Annotated in this window: 16 protein-coding genes; 1 reads left to right on the forward strand and 15 read right to left on the reverse strand. The window is 60.0% G+C overall.

The window, feature by feature from the left end; translation table 11 throughout:
• Window positions 1-34: 34 nt before the first annotated feature.
• The 15 genes from NCT04_RS32860 to NCT04_RS32930 all read right to left on the reverse strand — a co-directional run bounded on the left by NCT04_RS32860 (window position 35) and on the right by NCT04_RS32930 (window position 14,189).
• The gene (locus NCT04_RS32860; RefSeq protein WP_250469998.1) at window positions 35-661 is read right to left on the reverse strand and encodes a GntR family transcriptional regulator; all 627 of its coding nucleotides are present in this window, start codon (window positions 659-661) and stop codon (window positions 35-37) included.
• A 104-nt stretch (window positions 662-765) separates the two neighbouring features.
• The gene (locus NCT04_RS32865) at window positions 766-1,578 is read right to left on the reverse strand and encodes an HpcH/HpaI aldolase/citrate lyase family protein (RefSeq protein ID WP_250469999.1); all 813 of its coding nucleotides are present in this window, start codon (window positions 1,576-1,578) and stop codon (window positions 766-768) included.
• A 7-nt stretch (window positions 1,579-1,585) separates the two neighbouring features.
• Window positions 1,586-2,167, reverse strand: coding sequence for a cysteine hydrolase family protein (locus NCT04_RS32870; RefSeq protein ID WP_250470000.1), 582 nt, complete (start codon window positions 2,165-2,167; stop codon window positions 1,586-1,588).
• 42 nt (window positions 2,168-2,209) lie between these two features.
• Window positions 2,210-3,409, reverse strand: a complete 1,200-nt coding sequence (locus NCT04_RS32875; RefSeq protein WP_250470001.1) for a CaiB/BaiF CoA transferase family protein — start codon at window positions 3,407-3,409, stop codon at window positions 2,210-2,212.
• Window positions 3,406-4,572 carry a CoA transferase gene (locus NCT04_RS32880; protein ID WP_250470002.1) on the reverse strand — a complete coding sequence of 389 codons (1,167 nt, stop codon included), beginning with the start codon at window positions 4,570-4,572 and terminating at the stop codon, window positions 3,406-3,408. Before NCT04_RS32880 ends, NCT04_RS32875 begins: the two co-directional genes overlap by 4 nt.
• Before the next feature lie 19 nt (window positions 4,573-4,591).
• Window positions 4,592-5,806: an FAS1-like dehydratase domain-containing protein gene (locus NCT04_RS32885; protein ID WP_250470003.1), complete on the reverse strand. Its 1,215-nt coding sequence runs from the start codon at window positions 5,804-5,806 to the stop codon at window positions 4,592-4,594.
• A 239-nt stretch (window positions 5,807-6,045) separates the two neighbouring features.
• Window positions 6,046-6,969 (reverse strand): SMP-30/gluconolactonase/LRE family protein, encoded by a 924-nt coding sequence (locus tag NCT04_RS32890; protein ID WP_250470004.1) that lies wholly within the window; start codon window positions 6,967-6,969, stop codon window positions 6,046-6,048.
• A gap of 15 nt (window positions 6,970-6,984) precedes the next feature.
• Window positions 6,985-7,758, reverse strand: coding sequence for an ABC transporter ATP-binding protein (locus NCT04_RS32895; RefSeq protein WP_250470057.1), 774 nt, complete (start codon window positions 7,756-7,758; stop codon window positions 6,985-6,987).
• Window positions 7,745-8,539 (reverse strand): ABC transporter ATP-binding protein, encoded by a 795-nt coding sequence (locus NCT04_RS32900; protein ID WP_250470005.1) that lies wholly within the window; start codon window positions 8,537-8,539, stop codon window positions 7,745-7,747. Before NCT04_RS32900 ends, NCT04_RS32895 begins: the two co-directional genes overlap by 14 nt.
• Complete coding sequence (locus NCT04_RS32905) at window positions 8,539-9,450, reverse strand: branched-chain amino acid ABC transporter permease (protein ID WP_250470006.1); 912 nt, start codon at window positions 9,448-9,450, stop codon at window positions 8,539-8,541. The genes NCT04_RS32900 and NCT04_RS32905 overlap by 1 nt, the downstream gene beginning before the upstream one ends.
• 79 nt (window positions 9,451-9,529) lie before the next feature.
• Complete coding sequence (locus NCT04_RS32910) at window positions 9,530-10,408, reverse strand: branched-chain amino acid ABC transporter permease (protein ID WP_250470007.1); 879 nt, start codon at window positions 10,406-10,408, stop codon at window positions 9,530-9,532.
• Entirely contained in the window at window positions 10,405-11,328 is a 924-nt protein-coding gene (locus NCT04_RS32915; protein ID WP_250470008.1) for an NAD(P)-dependent oxidoreductase, read from the reverse strand. The genes NCT04_RS32910 and NCT04_RS32915 overlap by 4 nt, the downstream gene beginning before the upstream one ends.
• Before the next feature lie 17 nt (window positions 11,329-11,345).
• Window positions 11,346-12,089: an SDR family NAD(P)-dependent oxidoreductase gene (locus tag NCT04_RS32920; protein ID WP_250470009.1), complete on the reverse strand. Its 744-nt coding sequence runs from the start codon at window positions 12,087-12,089 to the stop codon at window positions 11,346-11,348.
• 34 nt (window positions 12,090-12,123) lie between these two features.
• A complete protein-coding gene (locus NCT04_RS32925; protein ID WP_350030054.1) occupies window positions 12,124-12,981 on the reverse strand; it encodes an HTD2 family dehydratase in 858 nt (285 codons plus the stop codon).
• On the reverse strand, window positions 12,978-14,189 hold the full coding sequence (locus tag NCT04_RS32930) for an ABC transporter substrate-binding protein (protein ID WP_250470011.1): 1,212 nt from the start codon (window positions 14,187-14,189) through the stop codon (window positions 12,978-12,980). Before NCT04_RS32930 ends, NCT04_RS32925 begins: the two co-directional genes overlap by 4 nt.
• A 148-nt stretch (window positions 14,190-14,337) precedes the next feature.
• Here NCT04_RS32930 and NCT04_RS32935 point away from each other — a divergent pair, with 148 nt between their 5' ends.
• On the forward strand, window positions 14,338-15,558 hold the full coding sequence (locus tag NCT04_RS32935) for a CaiB/BaiF CoA transferase family protein (protein WP_250470012.1): 1,221 nt from the start codon (window positions 14,338-14,340) through the stop codon (window positions 15,556-15,558).
• Window positions 15,559-15,700 lie beyond the last annotated feature (142 nt).

Here is a 15,700-nt window from a genome sequence, read left to right on the forward strand (position 1 = left end):
GCAGCCAACTTCCGGCCGTCCGGCGAAAATGGCGTTAGACGCGTACTGATTTGAGTACGGACCAGCCAGACTCGATGTGCTTGCGCATGGCAAGCATGGCCCCCGTTACGTCGCCGGCTGCAAGTGCCTGCAAAATCTCTTCGTGTTCATCGACGGCGTCTTCTCCGCGATTCTCTGCCGCATTAATAATATCGAACGGATAACGCGCCCAGAGAATCTGCGTGAAATGCAGAGTCTGCGGCATGTCCGCTATATCGTACAGCCGGCGGTGAAATCGATAGTTGATCCCGCGTGCGTTGGGGCGGTCGCCCCTTTCGAACGCGTTTGCAAATGCATCGGCAAGTTCGCGAAGCTCCACGAGATCCTGAGCCTTGATCTTTTCTGTTGCCCCTTTTACGAGCTGAGTCTCGAGCCACACGCGCAAGCCCAGTATCTCTGCAGAGGCGGCCGGATCGAACGGAACCACCCGTGCTCCGCGATAGGAATCACCGCCGACATAACCCTCCGCTTCGAGAAGCTTGAGGGCCTCGCGAACTGGCGTAATGCTCAAGCCGAGTTCTTCGGCAATCTCTGCCTGCTTCAATCTTGAGCCGCGCGGGTAGACACCCGAAATGATACGCTCACGCAAGTAATCTGCGACTTGATCTTCCTTTGTACCCATTGCTGACGTTCGGCTCGTTAGTTTTGCCAGAAGACTCTATCAGGAAGGCAATTGACTCATTGCACGACCGTACACAGACTGCCTCCTTCGGCCCAGCCCGCATTCTAAAGCAAGTAGTTCTGGCCGAGCCTTAGGATGACGCCACGCGCACGTTCGATCATGGGCTTATCGATCATCGTTCCTCCTACGGCAGTCGCTGCGCCACCGCTTTCTTCCGCCGCTGCAACAACCCGACGCGCCCACTCGATTTCTGCCGGCGAAGGTCTGAACGCTACGTTCACGGCCGTCACCTGAAGCGGATGGATGCACAGTTTGCCTCCGAATCCGAAGTCGCGAGCACGGAGCGATTCCAGGTGATTGCGTTCGGCATCCGCAAAGTCGACGGTGACGCCATCGAGTGGCGACGCGAGTCCGGCTGCACGCGATTCAAGCACAATCTGCGTCCGAATGGCCGTCATTGCTTCGTTCGTGTCGTTAATCCCGCTGTCCGTCGCGAAGTCAACGCTTCCAAAGGCCAGGCGTTCGAGTCCGCGCCCGCCCGCCACGTCGCGCAAGGCAAGGTAGGCCGACACGGTTTCCACGAGGCCGATCAGCCGATGGTTCGGCATCGAGCCGGCGGTATGATCCAGCGCGGCACGATTCGCTTTCGGCAACAACACGCGAATATCTCTAAACGCGGACAAGGCCCGGACGTCATCTTCATACCACTCGGTGTCGGCCGCATTGATGCGCACAATGCCGCTTCGGTTTGTATCGAGCCAGCGGATCACCGCCTCGCGCGCTTCCGCCTTCTTGCCGGCGGGCACGGCATCTTCCAGATCGAAGATGATTTCGTGAGCGCCGCTTTGCAAGGCTTTTGAGAAGCGGTCTGGCCGATTGCCCGGGACGAAGAGATAACTATGTGAGGTCAGATTCATCGGCGCGTCACTCGAACGCGTATTCGACGGAGTTCGACCAAGAGCAAAAGCGCTTGAGATTCTGGACGGCGCTGGCGTGCTCTTCGGCCGTCAGCGCGCAACAGCAGTCCTCAAGGACCGTGATTCGAAAATCACGGTCATGTCCTTCGCGCACCATCGCCTGGACAACCGCATTGGTCGAAACGCCACAACAGATGATATGCCGAGTGCCGAGCATGCGCAGAACGACCTCCAGATTTGTCGCATAGAATGGACTCACGCGATGCTTGACGATATCGAAGTCCTTGTCCTGTTTTCCGAGATCCGGATGAATTTCCGTACCCCACGCACCGAGCTTGAGAAGGCCGTTCTTGCGCGCTCCGGAGAAGATCGGCGAGTCGGCAGGACATTCCCGGTAGTCGGGAGAAAAGCCGACGCGGACGAAGCCAATCGGAATGCCGACTGCGCGAGCCTTGTCGATGGCAGTGCGTGTATGCTTGATGATTCCCCGGCTGCTCACCTGTTCGCCATAGCCGCTTTTACCGTTGGGCCCGTCAGCGTGAATCAAGTCGTTCTCCATGTCGAGAACCAGAAAAATAGTGTCTGTCATCAACGTTCCTTTTGGGTGCCCGGGAGAATTCAATTCCCGCGGTCAATAAATGATTTCACGCGATTCAAGATCAGCGCGCTGCTGCGAGCTAAGACCCAGTAACTCACCGAACACGTATGCCTCATCTTGTCCCAGACCTGGCGTCAGCGTGCGGATGCCGACCTCGTCGGTCCTGGAGAACCGCGCTGGCGCGCCGACGGCGGGACGCGATGGAATACTGTTATTCGAAACCTCGACGACCGCCCCACGCGCTCGCAAATGCGGGTCTCCAGCGATGTCCTCCATGTTCCACGACACATGCGCCGGAATTCCCGCAGCTTGCAGCTGTTGCGCGGTGTCTTCGGCATCGCGCGTCGCGAGCCAGGCCGTGAGGCGCGTCTCCAGAACATCGATGTGCTGACGACGGCCCATCAGCGACGAGAATGACGGGTCATCCAGGGACGGGCCGACGATGCCGACCAGGGAACGCCATTCGCTGTCGTCGCGAACGGCAAGACTCAGCCAGCGATCGTGCGCGTTGGTGGCGAACACGCCATGAGGCACCATAGCCGTATCGCCATTCCCCGGTCGATCGGCCGCGTGTCCAGCGCTTGCGAGGACCAGGGCGTCGCCGATCATTGCGGACGCAACTTCCCGGGCCGCCAGGTCCACATGCTGCGCACGCCCGGTCATGCGCTGTTGATGAAGTGCCGCGATGGTCGCTAGGGCCGCATGCATGCCAGCCGAATGATCCATCACATGCCGCATCTCGACGGGCGGCCCGTCAGGGTATCCCGACATCCACCCGAGACCTCCCCAGGCGCCGAACAGGGGCGCATAGCCCGCGAAGTGAGAGTCGGGTCCGCTCTGGCCGCACGACGAGAGCGACAACATCACGATGTCGGGCTTATGCGCTCGCAAAGTCTCAAAGTCGAGTCCGAGACGCTGCATGACGCCTGGGCGAAAGCTTTCCGCCGTGACCTCGCAGATGGATATGAGTCCCATAGCCAGGGCGACCGCCTCGGGATGCTTCAGATTGAGGCGGACGGACAACTTGTTGGACGAGACCTGATCGAACGTTGCCGCAGCAAACCTGCCATAGACCGCATGCGGTTTGCGGAAGGCGTCCGGTCTCGCACGGCTTTCGATCTTGATCGACTCGGCACCCAACTGCGTGAGCAAATGCGTGCAGAAAGGACCTGCAGCGTGAATCGTGAAATCGGCGATGCGCACGCCGGCAAGCGGAGCGTGGAGTGTCGTCATTGGACAATCTCGCGAGCGTATTCGCCCACTGCAGGAACGTTCATCGGATGCTGCAGCGGTGTGCAGCGGAATTGGAACGGGGCAACGAGAACGTCGACTTGCACGCCGCTCTCGAGTGTCGCCTGCGAAAACAACTGGCGTGACCGTTCGTGCTCACCTGTCAACACCTCGTCCGGCGTCCGATATTTCGCTGCCGGAACACCAAGAGACTGGGCACGGCTGACAATCATCTCGACGTTGTGAAGCTTCGTCCACTGGGCGATCTGAACGTTGATTTCGTCTCCTCTGCGACTTCGTTCGAGAGGATCATCCAACGCCGGGTCGGTGGCCCAGTCGGGGTGATCCATCAGTGCAACGAGGTTCCTCCACTGGCGGTCCTCTAGCGTCAGAAGTTCGACGAACCCATCCTGCGCCTCGAACACGCCACCATATCGAAAACTTCGTGTTCCGCGATGTTCGAGCGATCCGTCACCGAGACGTTGCAGTGCAAACGCCCCTACCGACAACGCCGCGTCCTGAACCGAGATATCGACGAACTGGCCGCCTACACGTGGCACCGACCACCACGCGGACAGTGCGCACATCGCGGCACTGCATCCCCCCTGAAAACTGGCGAAATGTCCGTAGATCTTCAACGGTGCCCGGTTCGGAAACAGCGTGGCGGAAAGACCGTTCGGAAGAAGGAAGCCCTCGCCGCCTGCATGGACCACATTGATCTCTTCCCCCACCCAATGCGCCTTGGGACCGAACGCGCCGAAGGGCAGGATCGATACATGCACAAGATCAGGATAGCGACGTCCGATGGAATCGCTGTCCGCGCCCTGCGCGACAAGTTCGCTTACGGGCGTATCGTCCAAAAAAATGTGTGCTCCGTCGAGCTCGCGCTCGAGTAAGCCCTGTCCGTCCGTCGTTGACGCGTCGCAAATCAGACTGCGCTTTCCCGCAGCCAGGAAAGCAAACAGCGCGCTTTCTCCTGTCTCCGGCAGTGTGGGCGTTGCGCGACGCAGCCGGCTTCCCTCGGGTGGTTCCAGCATGATGACAGTCGCCCCCAGTGCGGCGAGCATGCGCCCCGCATATGCGGCCGCCACCGTTCGCGAGCGCTCGATCACACGACATCCTGCCAGCGGCAAAAACGGTTGGTCCGGTGCGTCGTCGGTATGCATTGACTTTGTCCTTTGTGCTTCAACGCACCGTGGGAAGCTCGAGATCGATGTTCGCGCCATCGATAAAAGCCGGCAACTCGACGTTACGCGACGGTAACGCCACCGTCGCGAGGCCAGGCGTCGTCACCTCGCCTCGCTGATTCACTGCCGCAATCTCGATGTCGACTAGGCCGACGTTATCCTTCACGTACTTTCGGATAACCTTGCCCTTGCAATACGTCGTGTCGCCCATAATGTTGAAGCGGCGCATCTCCGTTCGCACACGTTTGATGAAGCCGGCGTCACCCATCCAGTTCGTGACCAGCGAACACATCCACGACGAACGCTGGGGACCGTAATCATAGGTTCCCGGCACGCCGACTTCCTTCGCGACCGACTCGCGATGATGACCTATACCAGTGTATTCCACGCCGCCGCCGGCTTCCGGATTACGGAAGAAGTGACCCGGATGCCTTACCGCGGCTTGAAGCACCACGCCATGCGTATGTCCGCGTCCACAGCCGACGAGAAAGCCCATCGTGTCCATCAACGAGAGCGGACCGCGCGCGATGGTCGGCAGTTCCTCGCCTTCCTGCACGTCCTCCCAATAACGCACGTTCGCGCCGCGGATGTGTTTCGGCTCGTTGAGCACCATTTCATCGATGCGGTCGCGCTCCTCGTCATCGTACTCATGCTGGACGATTTCCTTATACTTGCCGGCATCCCGTGCGGCCTTGCGCTCGTGGCGAGTGCAGGTTCCAAGCGCACGCGCGACGAGTTCGCTACGCTGGTTGTAATAGCAAGCCTCTACGTACTGAAGCATCAGGCGACCGGAGAACTTGCTCTCCTTCTCCTCGACTCCTACAACTCGCTCGATGGCCGTGATGCGATCGTCGGGACGGACGTGGCGAAACACCTCCCAGTCGTTTCCGGCGTAGAACCCATGCACGCCAGGCAGCCCCCAGCGCGTGCGGCCAAGCCAGCCGAACGCCATCGGAAACATCGGATGACCGACCATGGAGCCATAGCGCGTGCCTCTGCCGTAGCCGTAATCGCGGTAGAGCGGATTCAAATCGCCGATGCCATTGCACCAGTTGCGCAGCGTGTCTGCGGTTGCGTCCTGCAGATATGGACCCTCGGGACGCAGATGCAAGCCAATCATTTTTCTTGCTTCAGCAACGGCTTCGTCAGTGATACGGCCTTCGGCGGGCGCATTTCCGACATCGGACTGTACGGGGTTCAAAGTTGTTTCCACGTTTGCTCTCCTAAAAAGTGAGTGAACTACTAGTACGCAAGCTTCGACGCATTGGCCCCGACTCAAGCTATCAAATATTTTTTCTTACGCGGCTTTCGGCTTTTCTTGCTTGTCATGCGGGAAAACCGGGACCGGTGGATAATGCATTCTCGATGTCGAGACGGCACGATGCCTGCGGCTGCTTTTCACAGCCCGCCTATTTCGGTGATTCCATTTTTGCCTTCGTCAGTAGGCAGGATTCAAGCGAACAATGTCAAACCTGGCCGGGGCCAACGCGCGGCATATAACTGCCCATAACCTGACAGTGTGATGAATGCGGTTCGCCGGTCAGCGCCGCCAAAACAGATGTTGGTGCAGTAGCTTTCCGGAGCCCGATAGAATTCGATTAACTGTCCGGCAGGAGTGAACACGCTGATGCCGCCACGTACGAGTGTCGCGACGCAGACGTTCCCGTTCTCTTCCACGGCAAGCGAATCGAAGCGCTGATAACCGGGAAGACCATGAACGAGCCGGCCGCCGTTGGGGGAAGGCCATGCCTCCTGAGCAAGCATTCCTCGACCAGTCACCGGATAAGCCCATAGTCGACACGTCTCGGTTTCGCTGACATACAGGGTTTGACCATCCGGCGATAAGCCGATGCCGTTGGGCGTGAGCACCGGATGGGCTGCCCGGACGATGCTGCTTCCATCGGCCCGAGCGTAGTAGATCGCGCCGCGCATCATCCGGTCTTCGAAGGTCTTTCCGAAATCGGTGAACCAGAAACCGCCGTCAGCATCGAAGACGATATCGTTCGGCCCGTGAAGGGGGATGCCGTCGCAATGGGTATAGAGTGTATCCGCGCTCCCCGATGCCAGATTCACGCGCTGAATGGCCCCACCGCGGTAGTCGGCGGCCGCACCGGTGGGACGCGTGAAGCCATCATCCGTACGCCAGCTGAATCCACCGTTATTGCAGACATAGCAGTGTCCGTCGGGCCCCAGCGCCGCTCCGTTGGGGCCGCCGCCCAGTACAGCCACCACCTGTAATCGCCCGTCCGGCAAAACACGGGTGAGGCGCGCCCCCGCGATCTCGACAACTAACACGCTTCCGTCGTTCAAGGCTATGGGTCCTTCCGGAAACGACAGCCCTTCTGCCATGAGGCCGCCTTCGAGTTTGGTTTCCATGTACCGATCCTCTCGCTATTGATGTGCGGTCGCGCCGCCCGAATCTTGGATTCGGGCGCCAAGATAGGCGTCGATGGCCCGCAGCCTTCCTTCTTTACTTCGGAGCAAGGTCTCGTCGAGGTGACCCACCACGGCTCCGTGACGCATCACCCATGCGTGCGACGCCAGCTTCGCCGCGACGTGAAAGCTTTGCTCGACGAGCAAGACAGTCAGCCGCTGCTCGCTCTGAATCCGTGCCAGCCTGTCGTACACGCGTGCAACAAGTAGCGGCGCCAGCCCGAGGGAAGGTTCGTCCAGCAGAAGCAAGCGCGGACCGGACATCAGCCCGCGGCCGATCGCCAGCATCTGCTGCTCACCGCCGCTAAGCAGGCCTGCCGGTACGCGCAGTCGATTCGCGATCTCCGGAAAGAATTCGAGAACCATCTCCTTGCGACGTTCGCGCGTAGACCTGTCGACGAAATAAGCGCCGAGGACGAGATTCTCGCGCACCGACAAGTCCGTCACGATGGCCCGTCCTTCAGGCACGTACACGACGCCCCGCCGAAAGCGCGCTGCCGCGGTCGTATGGCTGATGTCGGTCCCATCGAAGACGATCTTCCCCTGCGATGCGGCGAGCCCGGCTATGGCGCGCAAGACGCTGGATTTCCCTGCACCGTTCGTACCCAGCAGTGCTCCGACCGAGGCATGTCCGAGCGAAAACGCCGCATCGTGTACGACGGGTCCCGCGCCGTATCTGACACATAGCCCGTTCACTGTCAGAAGGGCATTCGAAGACTCACTCACCGTCATCTCCCAGGTACACGCGCACGACCTCCGGATGCGTGCGGACATGCGCGGGACTGCCGGACACGAGCAACCGGCCGGCGCTGAGGACGTGAATCGTGTCGCAAACATCCATGATCAGATCCATGTCGTGCTCGACGACCACCAGAACCAGGTCCTTCGAACGAAGTTTTCGCAACCCCACGGCCAGATCGCGCGTCTCGACAGAGTTGAGTCCCGCTGCGGGTTCGTCCAGCAAAAGCACATGCGGCGAGCCGACCATGGCGCGGGCGATTTCGGCCAGACGGAGCACGCCGGGCGGCAACGCCGCGGGAAAAAAATCGGCGGTTTCCGCGATAGCCAGATGCTCCAACGCCTCCATCGCACGACTTCGATTGCGATTGCGCTCCGTGCTTCCCTTGGGAAGGGGAAGAAATGCCTCGCTCCAGCCGGCCCTCGAATGCGTGTCGAGCCCGACCATTACATTCTCTACAATCGTCAACTCCGCACTCAACGCAACGTGTTGAAAGCTGCGCGAGAAGCCGACCGCCGCTCTTTGCATGGGCAGCCACCTGTCCACGCGCGTATCGCCGAAGAGAATCGAACCTCGCTGCGGGGAATAGAGACCCGTCAAACAGTTGAAAAAGCTTGTCTTACCCGCGCCATTCGGCCCGATCAATCCGGTTATCTGACCCGGCTCGAAGCACACGTTGACGTCCTTCAAGACGAAATTTCCGCCAAACGACAACGCCAGGTCACTTACGATCAAGGCCTGTGCCGACGCTGCATGACGGATCTCGGCGGCCATCACTTTTTGCCTCCATTCGTGTGAAGACGCAGGCTCGGCAGGACGTTTGCGGCGAGCACCACTGCGAGCAGCGCCGCTCCATAGAGCACCGGCACCCAATTGCCCGCGCCCGCCAGCAGCAGCGGTATCAGCGTCAGAAACAAGCCGCCTATCAACCCGCCGACGAGCGACAGCGAGTACATGCTGACCACCGATCCCACCAAGAGGAAAATGGATGTCCACATCGTGAAGCTGTTGGGCGAGACCGTCGACGAACTGAAGGCTTGCAGCGCGCCTGCCAATGAAGCGATTGCGGTGCTGATCGCCATGCACGAAAGACGCGCCCAACTGCGACCGATACCGAACGATTCCGCCGCATGACTCGACGTCCGGGCGAGCAGCATTGCCATCGCCTGACGTGATTGGCGAAAATGTCGCAAGACAGCGACGACGGCAAGCAAGCAAAACAGCGGAACGTAATAACGCTGCAGAGCGTCGGGGCCGAGCGGAATTAACGGAAGCTTGACGTATAACCCTTCGTATCCGCCCGATATCTTCGAAAAATGTAGAAGGAGTTCCGGCAGTGCGAGCGCGAGCGCCATGGTGACGACCGCCAGGGAGATGCCGGAGAGCTTGCGCGAGGGAAACGCAAAGACGAGCCCGAGCAGCGCACCGAGAATCACCGCGAGCGGCAAGCTGGCGGCAAGCGAGACGCCTGCATAACGTTCGCATAACGCGACGGCATAGGCGCCCACCGCAACAAACACGCCGTGGCCGATCGACACCTCACCGCTGTAGCGCACGAGAAAGCTGACCGACAGTATTGCGATGGCGTTCGCGAACGAAAGGCCCAACGTGTAAATCCAGTACCCGTGGCCCATGATTGGCAAGAGCAGCAGCACGACAACCAGGACCGGGCTAAGCTTGCCCATCCGGCTCCGGCTTCGGCTATCCGACCCGCTCCGGCTTGAGCCAACCTGCTTTGCAACTGCTTCGGATTGCATCGATACATCAGGCACGGGCGCCTCCACGGACTGCCAATACACCCCTGGGAAACAGCGTCAGCACGACCAGTATCAACAGCAACAGATAGGTGCTCGTAAATTCGGACGAGAAGTAGAACGACAGCAGGTTCATCAGAACTCCCACCAGAAGGCCGCCCACGATGGCGCCTCCCAGGCTCGAGAATCCTCCAACGACTGCGGCGGCGAATGCCTGCAACATGAATGAAGCGACGCTCGTCGATGAGAGAAATGTGGTCGGCACGATCAGCAGCGACGCGACAAGCCCGAGCACGCCGGACACGATCCATGAGAACAGCTGTATTCTCGTGAGCCGAAGCCCGCACACCCGGCTGGCAAAGGGATTGTCAGACACGGCTCGAAACGCGACGCCAATACGCGTCTTATCAATTATCAGGTGGAGCGCGATGACAATGCCAACGGTAATCGTCACGACGGCGAGGTCATAAGACGTGACCCGGATGGCGCCGATGTGCGTTCGCCAGGACGGCAAGGGCAGATCGAGCGCGACGACCTCCGAGCCGAACGTCAATTGGGTCGCACCTTGCACGATCAGACCGATGCCAAGGGTGGCGATCGTGCTGGTGAGGTCGGATTTTGCTACGAGCGGTGCAATGATCGCACCGCTCAAACCCGTGAGCGCCACCACGGCGATGAGCGTCACGGGCAAGGCGGCGCCCCAGCTGAGGTCAGCAAACTTGCCGGCAGTAAAGCCGTACACGAAGAATGCGCCGAGGCCCGCAAGATTGCCGTGCGCGAAGTTCACGACTTTCGAGCTCTTGAATACCATCACGAGCCCGATCGCCCCGAGCGCGTACAGACATCCGCTCACGACACCCGCCCAGACGAGGCCAAGAAAGTTCGTCATGTCGACGTCCCCGGTAGGTCCCGGTCTCTAGGAAGCGCTGCGCCTCGATCTATCACCTCGATCACCGCCGGGAAATACCGGCCAGCATAACCGTCACGCGCTGTCGCCTCGTAATAGGCCTGAGCGAGTTCAGCAACGCGCACTGAAGACTCGGTCTGCCGTGCGAGCTCCAGCACGTAGCCAATATCCTTGAGCACGTATTCCGATGGGAACGATTTCTCGGGAAAGGTCCGCGGCAACATGGCCTTGCGGCCATGGTTCCGCAACACGAAGCTATCGCCGGAGCCCTTCGAGACGGCGTCGAGCAGCGTGGCCGGCTCGACGCCCGCGCGTTCGCCCAGCACCATCATCTCCGCGAGGGCCACGGTATGCTCGAAGACCAGCGCGTTGTTGATCAGCTTCACCACCTGCCCGCATCCGACGTCTCCGCAGTGTGTGACATCGGTACCGATATAGCGAAGCAGCGGAGCCATCCGCGTGAACAACGACTCGCTCGCGCCAACCATGATGCTGAGTTCCCCGCGTTGCGCCGCTTCGCGGGTCCGCGCAACGGGAGCGTCTGCAAACTCGATGTTTCGTTCGGCAAGCGCGCGGCCGACAGCGCGCGCGCTTGCCACGGTCGTAGTGCTGAGATCGACAACTACCATGGGCTGCCGCCTGCCGCTGGACAAACCGTCCGGGCCCAGGCACACCGCTTCCACTGCGGGGCCGCCGGGGAGCGACAAAAAAACAACGTCTGCCGCTTCCGCCACTTCGCTCAAGCTCCCGGCGCGGCGAGCCGTGGTCCCTTCGAGAATGTCGAAGGCCGCCGCATGACTGTCAAAGGCGATAACCTCGGCACCGTGCTTCGCAGCGATGTTCCGACACATCGGGCCACCCATGACGCCAAGACCCACGAAGCCGATAATTGACTCTGACATAGCAGACATTCCTCTCCTTAGTCCATCCACATGCCGCCACTGATATCCAGTGACGTGCCCGTAATCCAGTTCGATGCCGGCGAACACAGGAACAGCGCTGCCTGAGCGATATCCTGAGAAGTACCATAACGTCCCAGCGGAACGGTGGCGTTCGCGGAGGGTGCCGCATTGCTTGTCACGCTCGACCACATGGCGGTTTCGACCGGGCCGGGCGCGAGGACGTTCGCATAGACGCCGTGCGGCGCGCCGGCCTTCGCTATCCAGCGCATCATGCCGTGCACCGCGGCCTTCGCGGATACATAGGCGGGGCCTGACGCTACGCCTCCGTTCTTCGCAGCAATGGACCCCGCTGCCAGGATCTTGCCGTAGCCCCGATTGCACATCAGCGGGAATAGCTTGCGAGTCGGGTTCACGACGCCCCGCACATTCACCGACATGATTGCGTCCCACTCTTCGTCAGTACTGTCGCCCAACGGTGTGCGAGCGATGATGCCTGCGCACAAGACCAGAATGTCGATCCGGCCATGTTCTGCGACGACGGCATCGATGACCGAGTCGGTCTGATCGCGTGACGTGACGTCGTATTGCCGATACTGAATTCCCGAGCCGATGTCCTGATGCTTTGCCCTATCGGTTGCGATCACGCGAGCCCCCGCGTCCCTAAAGGTATTTGCAATGGCGACGCCCATGCCGCCGGCGCCGCCGGTGATGAGTACCGTTTGGCCTTCAAGGTTCGCGGGACCGCTTAGATGTTGCGCCATGCCGATGTCTCCTGTTCTGTAGATTCAAAACCACTTACTTGAAAGATGCGATAGCGGACATTGCCAGTTCGCCATCGGGCCCCCGTGCCCACATTGCTACGCTACCGTCGCCGGAAGCGCGCCCCTCGAGCGCAAACGCCCGATCCACGAACAACGGATTGACACCGCGAAAGTCGAAACGGGCGAGTTGGCGCCCTCCGCCGCATTCGAGGGCGAACTGCTGCAAGAGCGTCGACGTAAGCGGACCGTGCACGACGAGATCCCGATAACCTTCGTTGTGTTTCGCATACGCCTGATCATAGTGAATGCGATGTCCATTGAAGGTCAGTGCAGAATATCGGAAGAGCAAAGTCGTGTCAGGTTCGAACGTCGACGACCATTCAGCCTGCTCGGCATGAGGTTCGGGCGCTGGAGCCGGGTTCGATCCGGGAGAGGATGGTTCGCGAAAGACGATATCCTGCTCCTCTACGATGCACGCTCTCCCCTCGGTTTCGAGCGTATGAAGCACGGTCACAAACCAGAGCGAGCCGCGCTTTCCAGCCTTGTTTTCGATCTTGAGAATGCGGCTTGTTTTAGTGACATGCGCCCCCACTGGCAACGGCGACACATAACGGATCCTGCTGCCCGCCCACATACGGCGCGGCAAGACAATAGGCGGCAAGAAACCGCCCCGACGCGGATGCCCGTCCGGGCCGAGTACACTGCGCGGCACCATCGCGTTGAAGTAGAGCCAATGCCATCCCGGCGGCAGTGCGTCTCCGTCGACAAGGGCCGCATCGAGTCCGAGCGTCGCGGCCATTGCCCGGGCAGTCGACGCGGATATCGGGCCTTCATGCTGTTCCTCGCGGCCGATCCAGGCCTCGAATTCATTTGTCATGGCTAGATTATTCATGCAGTCTTCGAATTGAAAATTTGCGGCGGGTAGGGACTGAAATCCCGCACGAGCTTGAATCCACCATCGCTCGTGGCCTGGATGATTGCTTCTTGACGCGCGCCGCGGTGATCTCCCGGCTCGAAACTCACGCCTTTCGCGCCGCCCACCGACTGATTGCGCATCGTCTCCATGACAGCGACCAGATTCTCCCGGGTAATCGGCTTTCCGCTCGAAAGCAGCATCTGGAAACCCTTCACGAATAACATTCCATTACTCCATCCGTTGAGCCCGAAGACGCCGACGGGATCGGATGGATAGTACTTGGAGATCGCCTCGCGATAAGCCTTCACTTGGCGATCGCTCGCTGATACAGGTAAGAGCCAGGACGAGAAATTCACGCCGTCCAGCAGGGATCCTGCGAGCTTTCGGGTAGTCGGATCCGCCGTAAAGAAAGGCGCCATCCATTTGGCGTCGAAACCGATTCGGTCGGCGGACTTTAGCGCCGCAGCAAGGTTCGAGTTCGAGCCGAACAGAATCACAGCCTCTGCTTGTGCCTCTGCGATCTTCCGAATATGCGGTGTGAAATCCGTGTTGCGCACCTCGAAAGGTATGGACGCGGCGGCTGATTTATTGACAGACCCCAGATAATGATCGAAGCCCGCCTTCGCCGAACGGCCAAGCTCGTCGTTTTCCCACAGCAGGGCGATCCTCGAAAGCTTGAGGTGGTTGAGCGCGTACTCGAGATTGGACGCGGCAGACCATCCGTAGTCTGGAAGCAAGGGAAACGACAGCCGCTCCGAAAACAGCACGCTTGCCCCGCCGATCGGTCCGATCATCGGCAAGCCCACTTCTTTCGCATAAGGAATGACCGCCTGGGTTTGCGGCGTACCGATCGGCGCCGCCAACGCGAATATTCCAGTTTCCTCGACAAGGCGGCGCGTGACGGCAACGCTTCGGGCCGGCTCGTAGCCGTCATCGAACGTGACATAGCGGATCTTCCAGCCACCGAGCGCGTTAGTGTCATTTGACCACTTGAAGCATGCGTCGGCCGCATTGGTCAGAACGGCATAAAACGGCACGGGTCCGCTGATAGGAGTAAAGGCGCCCACGGTAACGATCTTGGCTGCGCCATCTATACCTGAGCTGCGCTCCTGCGCCCGAACCAGTGCAAGCGAACTGCCGAGCACGCTTGCAATACCGCACATGACGAAAGATCTTCTTTTCACTTTGGCTTTCCGTGGTTGCACCGTTAAGAATGCATTATATGCATGGAGGAACAGCCGACAACACCGGGTTTATACTGTGTAATCAGCGCTTTTTGTGTTGTCGATGAGCGCATAGAATGCATTCTTTACCAATTCGGAGCGACTGGACATGGGCACCGCACCTCTAGCAGGCCGACGCGTCATCGAACTGGGCAGCATGCTGGCCGCGCCATTCGCCACGCACATCCTTGCCCAGCTGGGTGCGGAGATCATCAAGGTGGAACCGCCCAATGGCGACCCCACGCGCAGCTTGGTGCGAGGCGGTCCGAGCGGGACGCTCATCGCCTACAGTCATGGCAAGAAGAGCGTGTGCATGGATCTGAGCAAGCCTGGCGCAAGAGAGGCTCTAATGAAATTGCTCGCGACCGCCGATGGCCTCGTTCACAACCTCGCGCCCAAAGCAGCACGAAAACTCGGCGTCACGCGCAAAGAGTGTGAAGCGGCTAATCCACGGCTCATTTACTGCCACATTCGTGGCTATGCAGCGGGGCCGCAGGAAGAAGACCTTGCCTCGAATCCCGTGGCGGAAGCGTCGACGGGGGTCATGGAGACGAATCGAAACAACGGGCGTCCGAGCCGTTTGGGCCCGTCATACCACGATCAGTTCGCAGGCGCCTATGCGGTGATCGGTATGCTCGCGGAGATGCTGCGCATTGACTCACCGAATGCTCGCAAGCATGTCGAGGTGGGATTGTATGAGACTGGCCTGCATGTCGCATCCCGCGATCTGGTGGGCGTACAGCTGAAGACACAGTTGCTGGGCCGCCCCGAGCGGGAGCCTCACGGCGAATTTAGCATGCCAGGTTACGGGGCTTACCTCACGTCGGATAGCCGCTGGGGATATCTTCTTATCCTTAACGACGGCCATTGGCTGAGGTTCTGTAAGGCGCTGCAACTGCCTGAGACAGAAGACGCTTCGCTCGCAACGCTGAGGCTACGCAAGAAAGCGCGGGACAAAGTTGAGCGCATCGTGCGTGATGCGATTCAACGACATACGTTCGACGAGCTCTCGTTGCAGCTGACGGCGGCAGGCGTCGGCTTCACCGAGGTCGTCCCGCTCGAGCGCGTTCTCGATGCGCCTCAAGCGCGGTTTCCGGGAAAACTCAGAGAGGTCGACTACCGTGGCCTCGTATTCGACGTACCTGAGTTTCCGCGTGCACCGGACGGTGAAGCTCTCGAGTCTTCGCCTCTGCCCGAACTCGGCGAGCACTCGCTGGACGTGTTGCGTTCGGTCGGCATCAGCGACGACGCACTCGATTCCCTGCTTAGCTCCGGTGCGGTGCTGGCGCACCGTCCCGATGCATTCGCGTGGGCTCCGGTGCACGAGTAACCGCGCGCGAAACAGCAACCTCAAACGCTCCAATGACCAGCCTGTTCGACTCGAATTCAAACCGAGACGCTGCGAACCACGCGTCCGGCCATTGAAGTCAGCCGAATAGATATCGACGAGAGCGTCCGACGTGCGCAGATAA

Origin of the sequence: Caballeronia sp. GAFFF2 (assembly GCF_023631485.1) — a bacterium.
In the GTDB taxonomy this organism is placed as follows: domain Bacteria; phylum Pseudomonadota; class Gammaproteobacteria; order Burkholderiales; family Burkholderiaceae; genus Caballeronia.

What these genes read in the sequence shown, in the direction of transcription:
- NCT04_RS32860 (WP_250469998.1), bottom strand. Translation starts at nt 661, where the DNA reads ATGGGTACAAAGGAAGATCAAGTCGCAGATTACTTGCGTGAGCGTATC.
- NCT04_RS32865 (WP_250469999.1), bottom strand. Translation starts at nt 1,578, where the DNA reads ATGAATCTGACCTCACATAGTTATCTCTTCGTCCCGGGCAATCGGCCA.
- NCT04_RS32870 (WP_250470000.1), bottom strand. Translation starts at nt 2,167, where the DNA reads ATGACAGACACTATTTTTCTGGTTCTCGACATGGAGAACGACTTGATT.
- NCT04_RS32875 (WP_250470001.1), bottom strand. Translation starts at nt 3,409, where the DNA reads ATGACGACACTCCACGCTCCGCTTGCCGGCGTGCGCATCGCCGATTTC.
- NCT04_RS32880 (WP_250470002.1), bottom strand. Translation starts at nt 4,572, where the DNA reads ATGCATACCGACGACGCACCGGACCAACCGTTTTTGCCGCTGGCAGGA.
- NCT04_RS32890 (WP_250470004.1), bottom strand. Translation starts at nt 6,969, where the DNA reads ATGGAAACCAAACTCGAAGGCGGCCTCATGGCAGAAGGGCTGTCGTTT.
- NCT04_RS32895 (WP_250470057.1), bottom strand. Translation starts at nt 7,758, where the DNA reads ATGACGGTGAGTGAGTCTTCGAATGCCCTTCTGACAGTGAACGGGCTA.
- NCT04_RS32900 (WP_250470005.1), bottom strand. Translation starts at nt 8,539, where the DNA reads ATGGCCGCCGAGATCCGTCATGCAGCGTCGGCACAGGCCTTGATCGTA.
- NCT04_RS32905 (WP_250470006.1), bottom strand. Translation starts at nt 9,450, where the DNA reads ATGGGCAAGCTTAGCCCGGTCCTGGTTGTCGTGCTGCTGCTCTTGCCA.
- NCT04_RS32910 (WP_250470007.1), bottom strand. Translation starts at nt 10,408, where the DNA reads ATGACGAACTTTCTTGGCCTCGTCTGGGCGGGTGTCGTGAGCGGATGT.
- NCT04_RS32915 (WP_250470008.1), bottom strand. Translation starts at nt 11,328, where the DNA reads ATGTCAGAGTCAATTATCGGCTTCGTGGGTCTTGGCGTCATGGGTGGC.
- NCT04_RS32920 (WP_250470009.1), bottom strand. Translation starts at nt 12,089, where the DNA reads ATGGCGCAACATCTAAGCGGTCCCGCGAACCTTGAAGGCCAAACGGTA.
- NCT04_RS32925 (WP_350030054.1), bottom strand. Translation starts at nt 12,981, where the DNA reads ATGAATAATCTAGCCATGACAAATGAATTCGAGGCCTGGATCGGCCGC.
- NCT04_RS32935 (WP_250470012.1), top strand. Translation starts at nt 14,338, where the DNA reads ATGGGCACCGCACCTCTAGCAGGCCGACGCGTCATCGAACTGGGCAGC.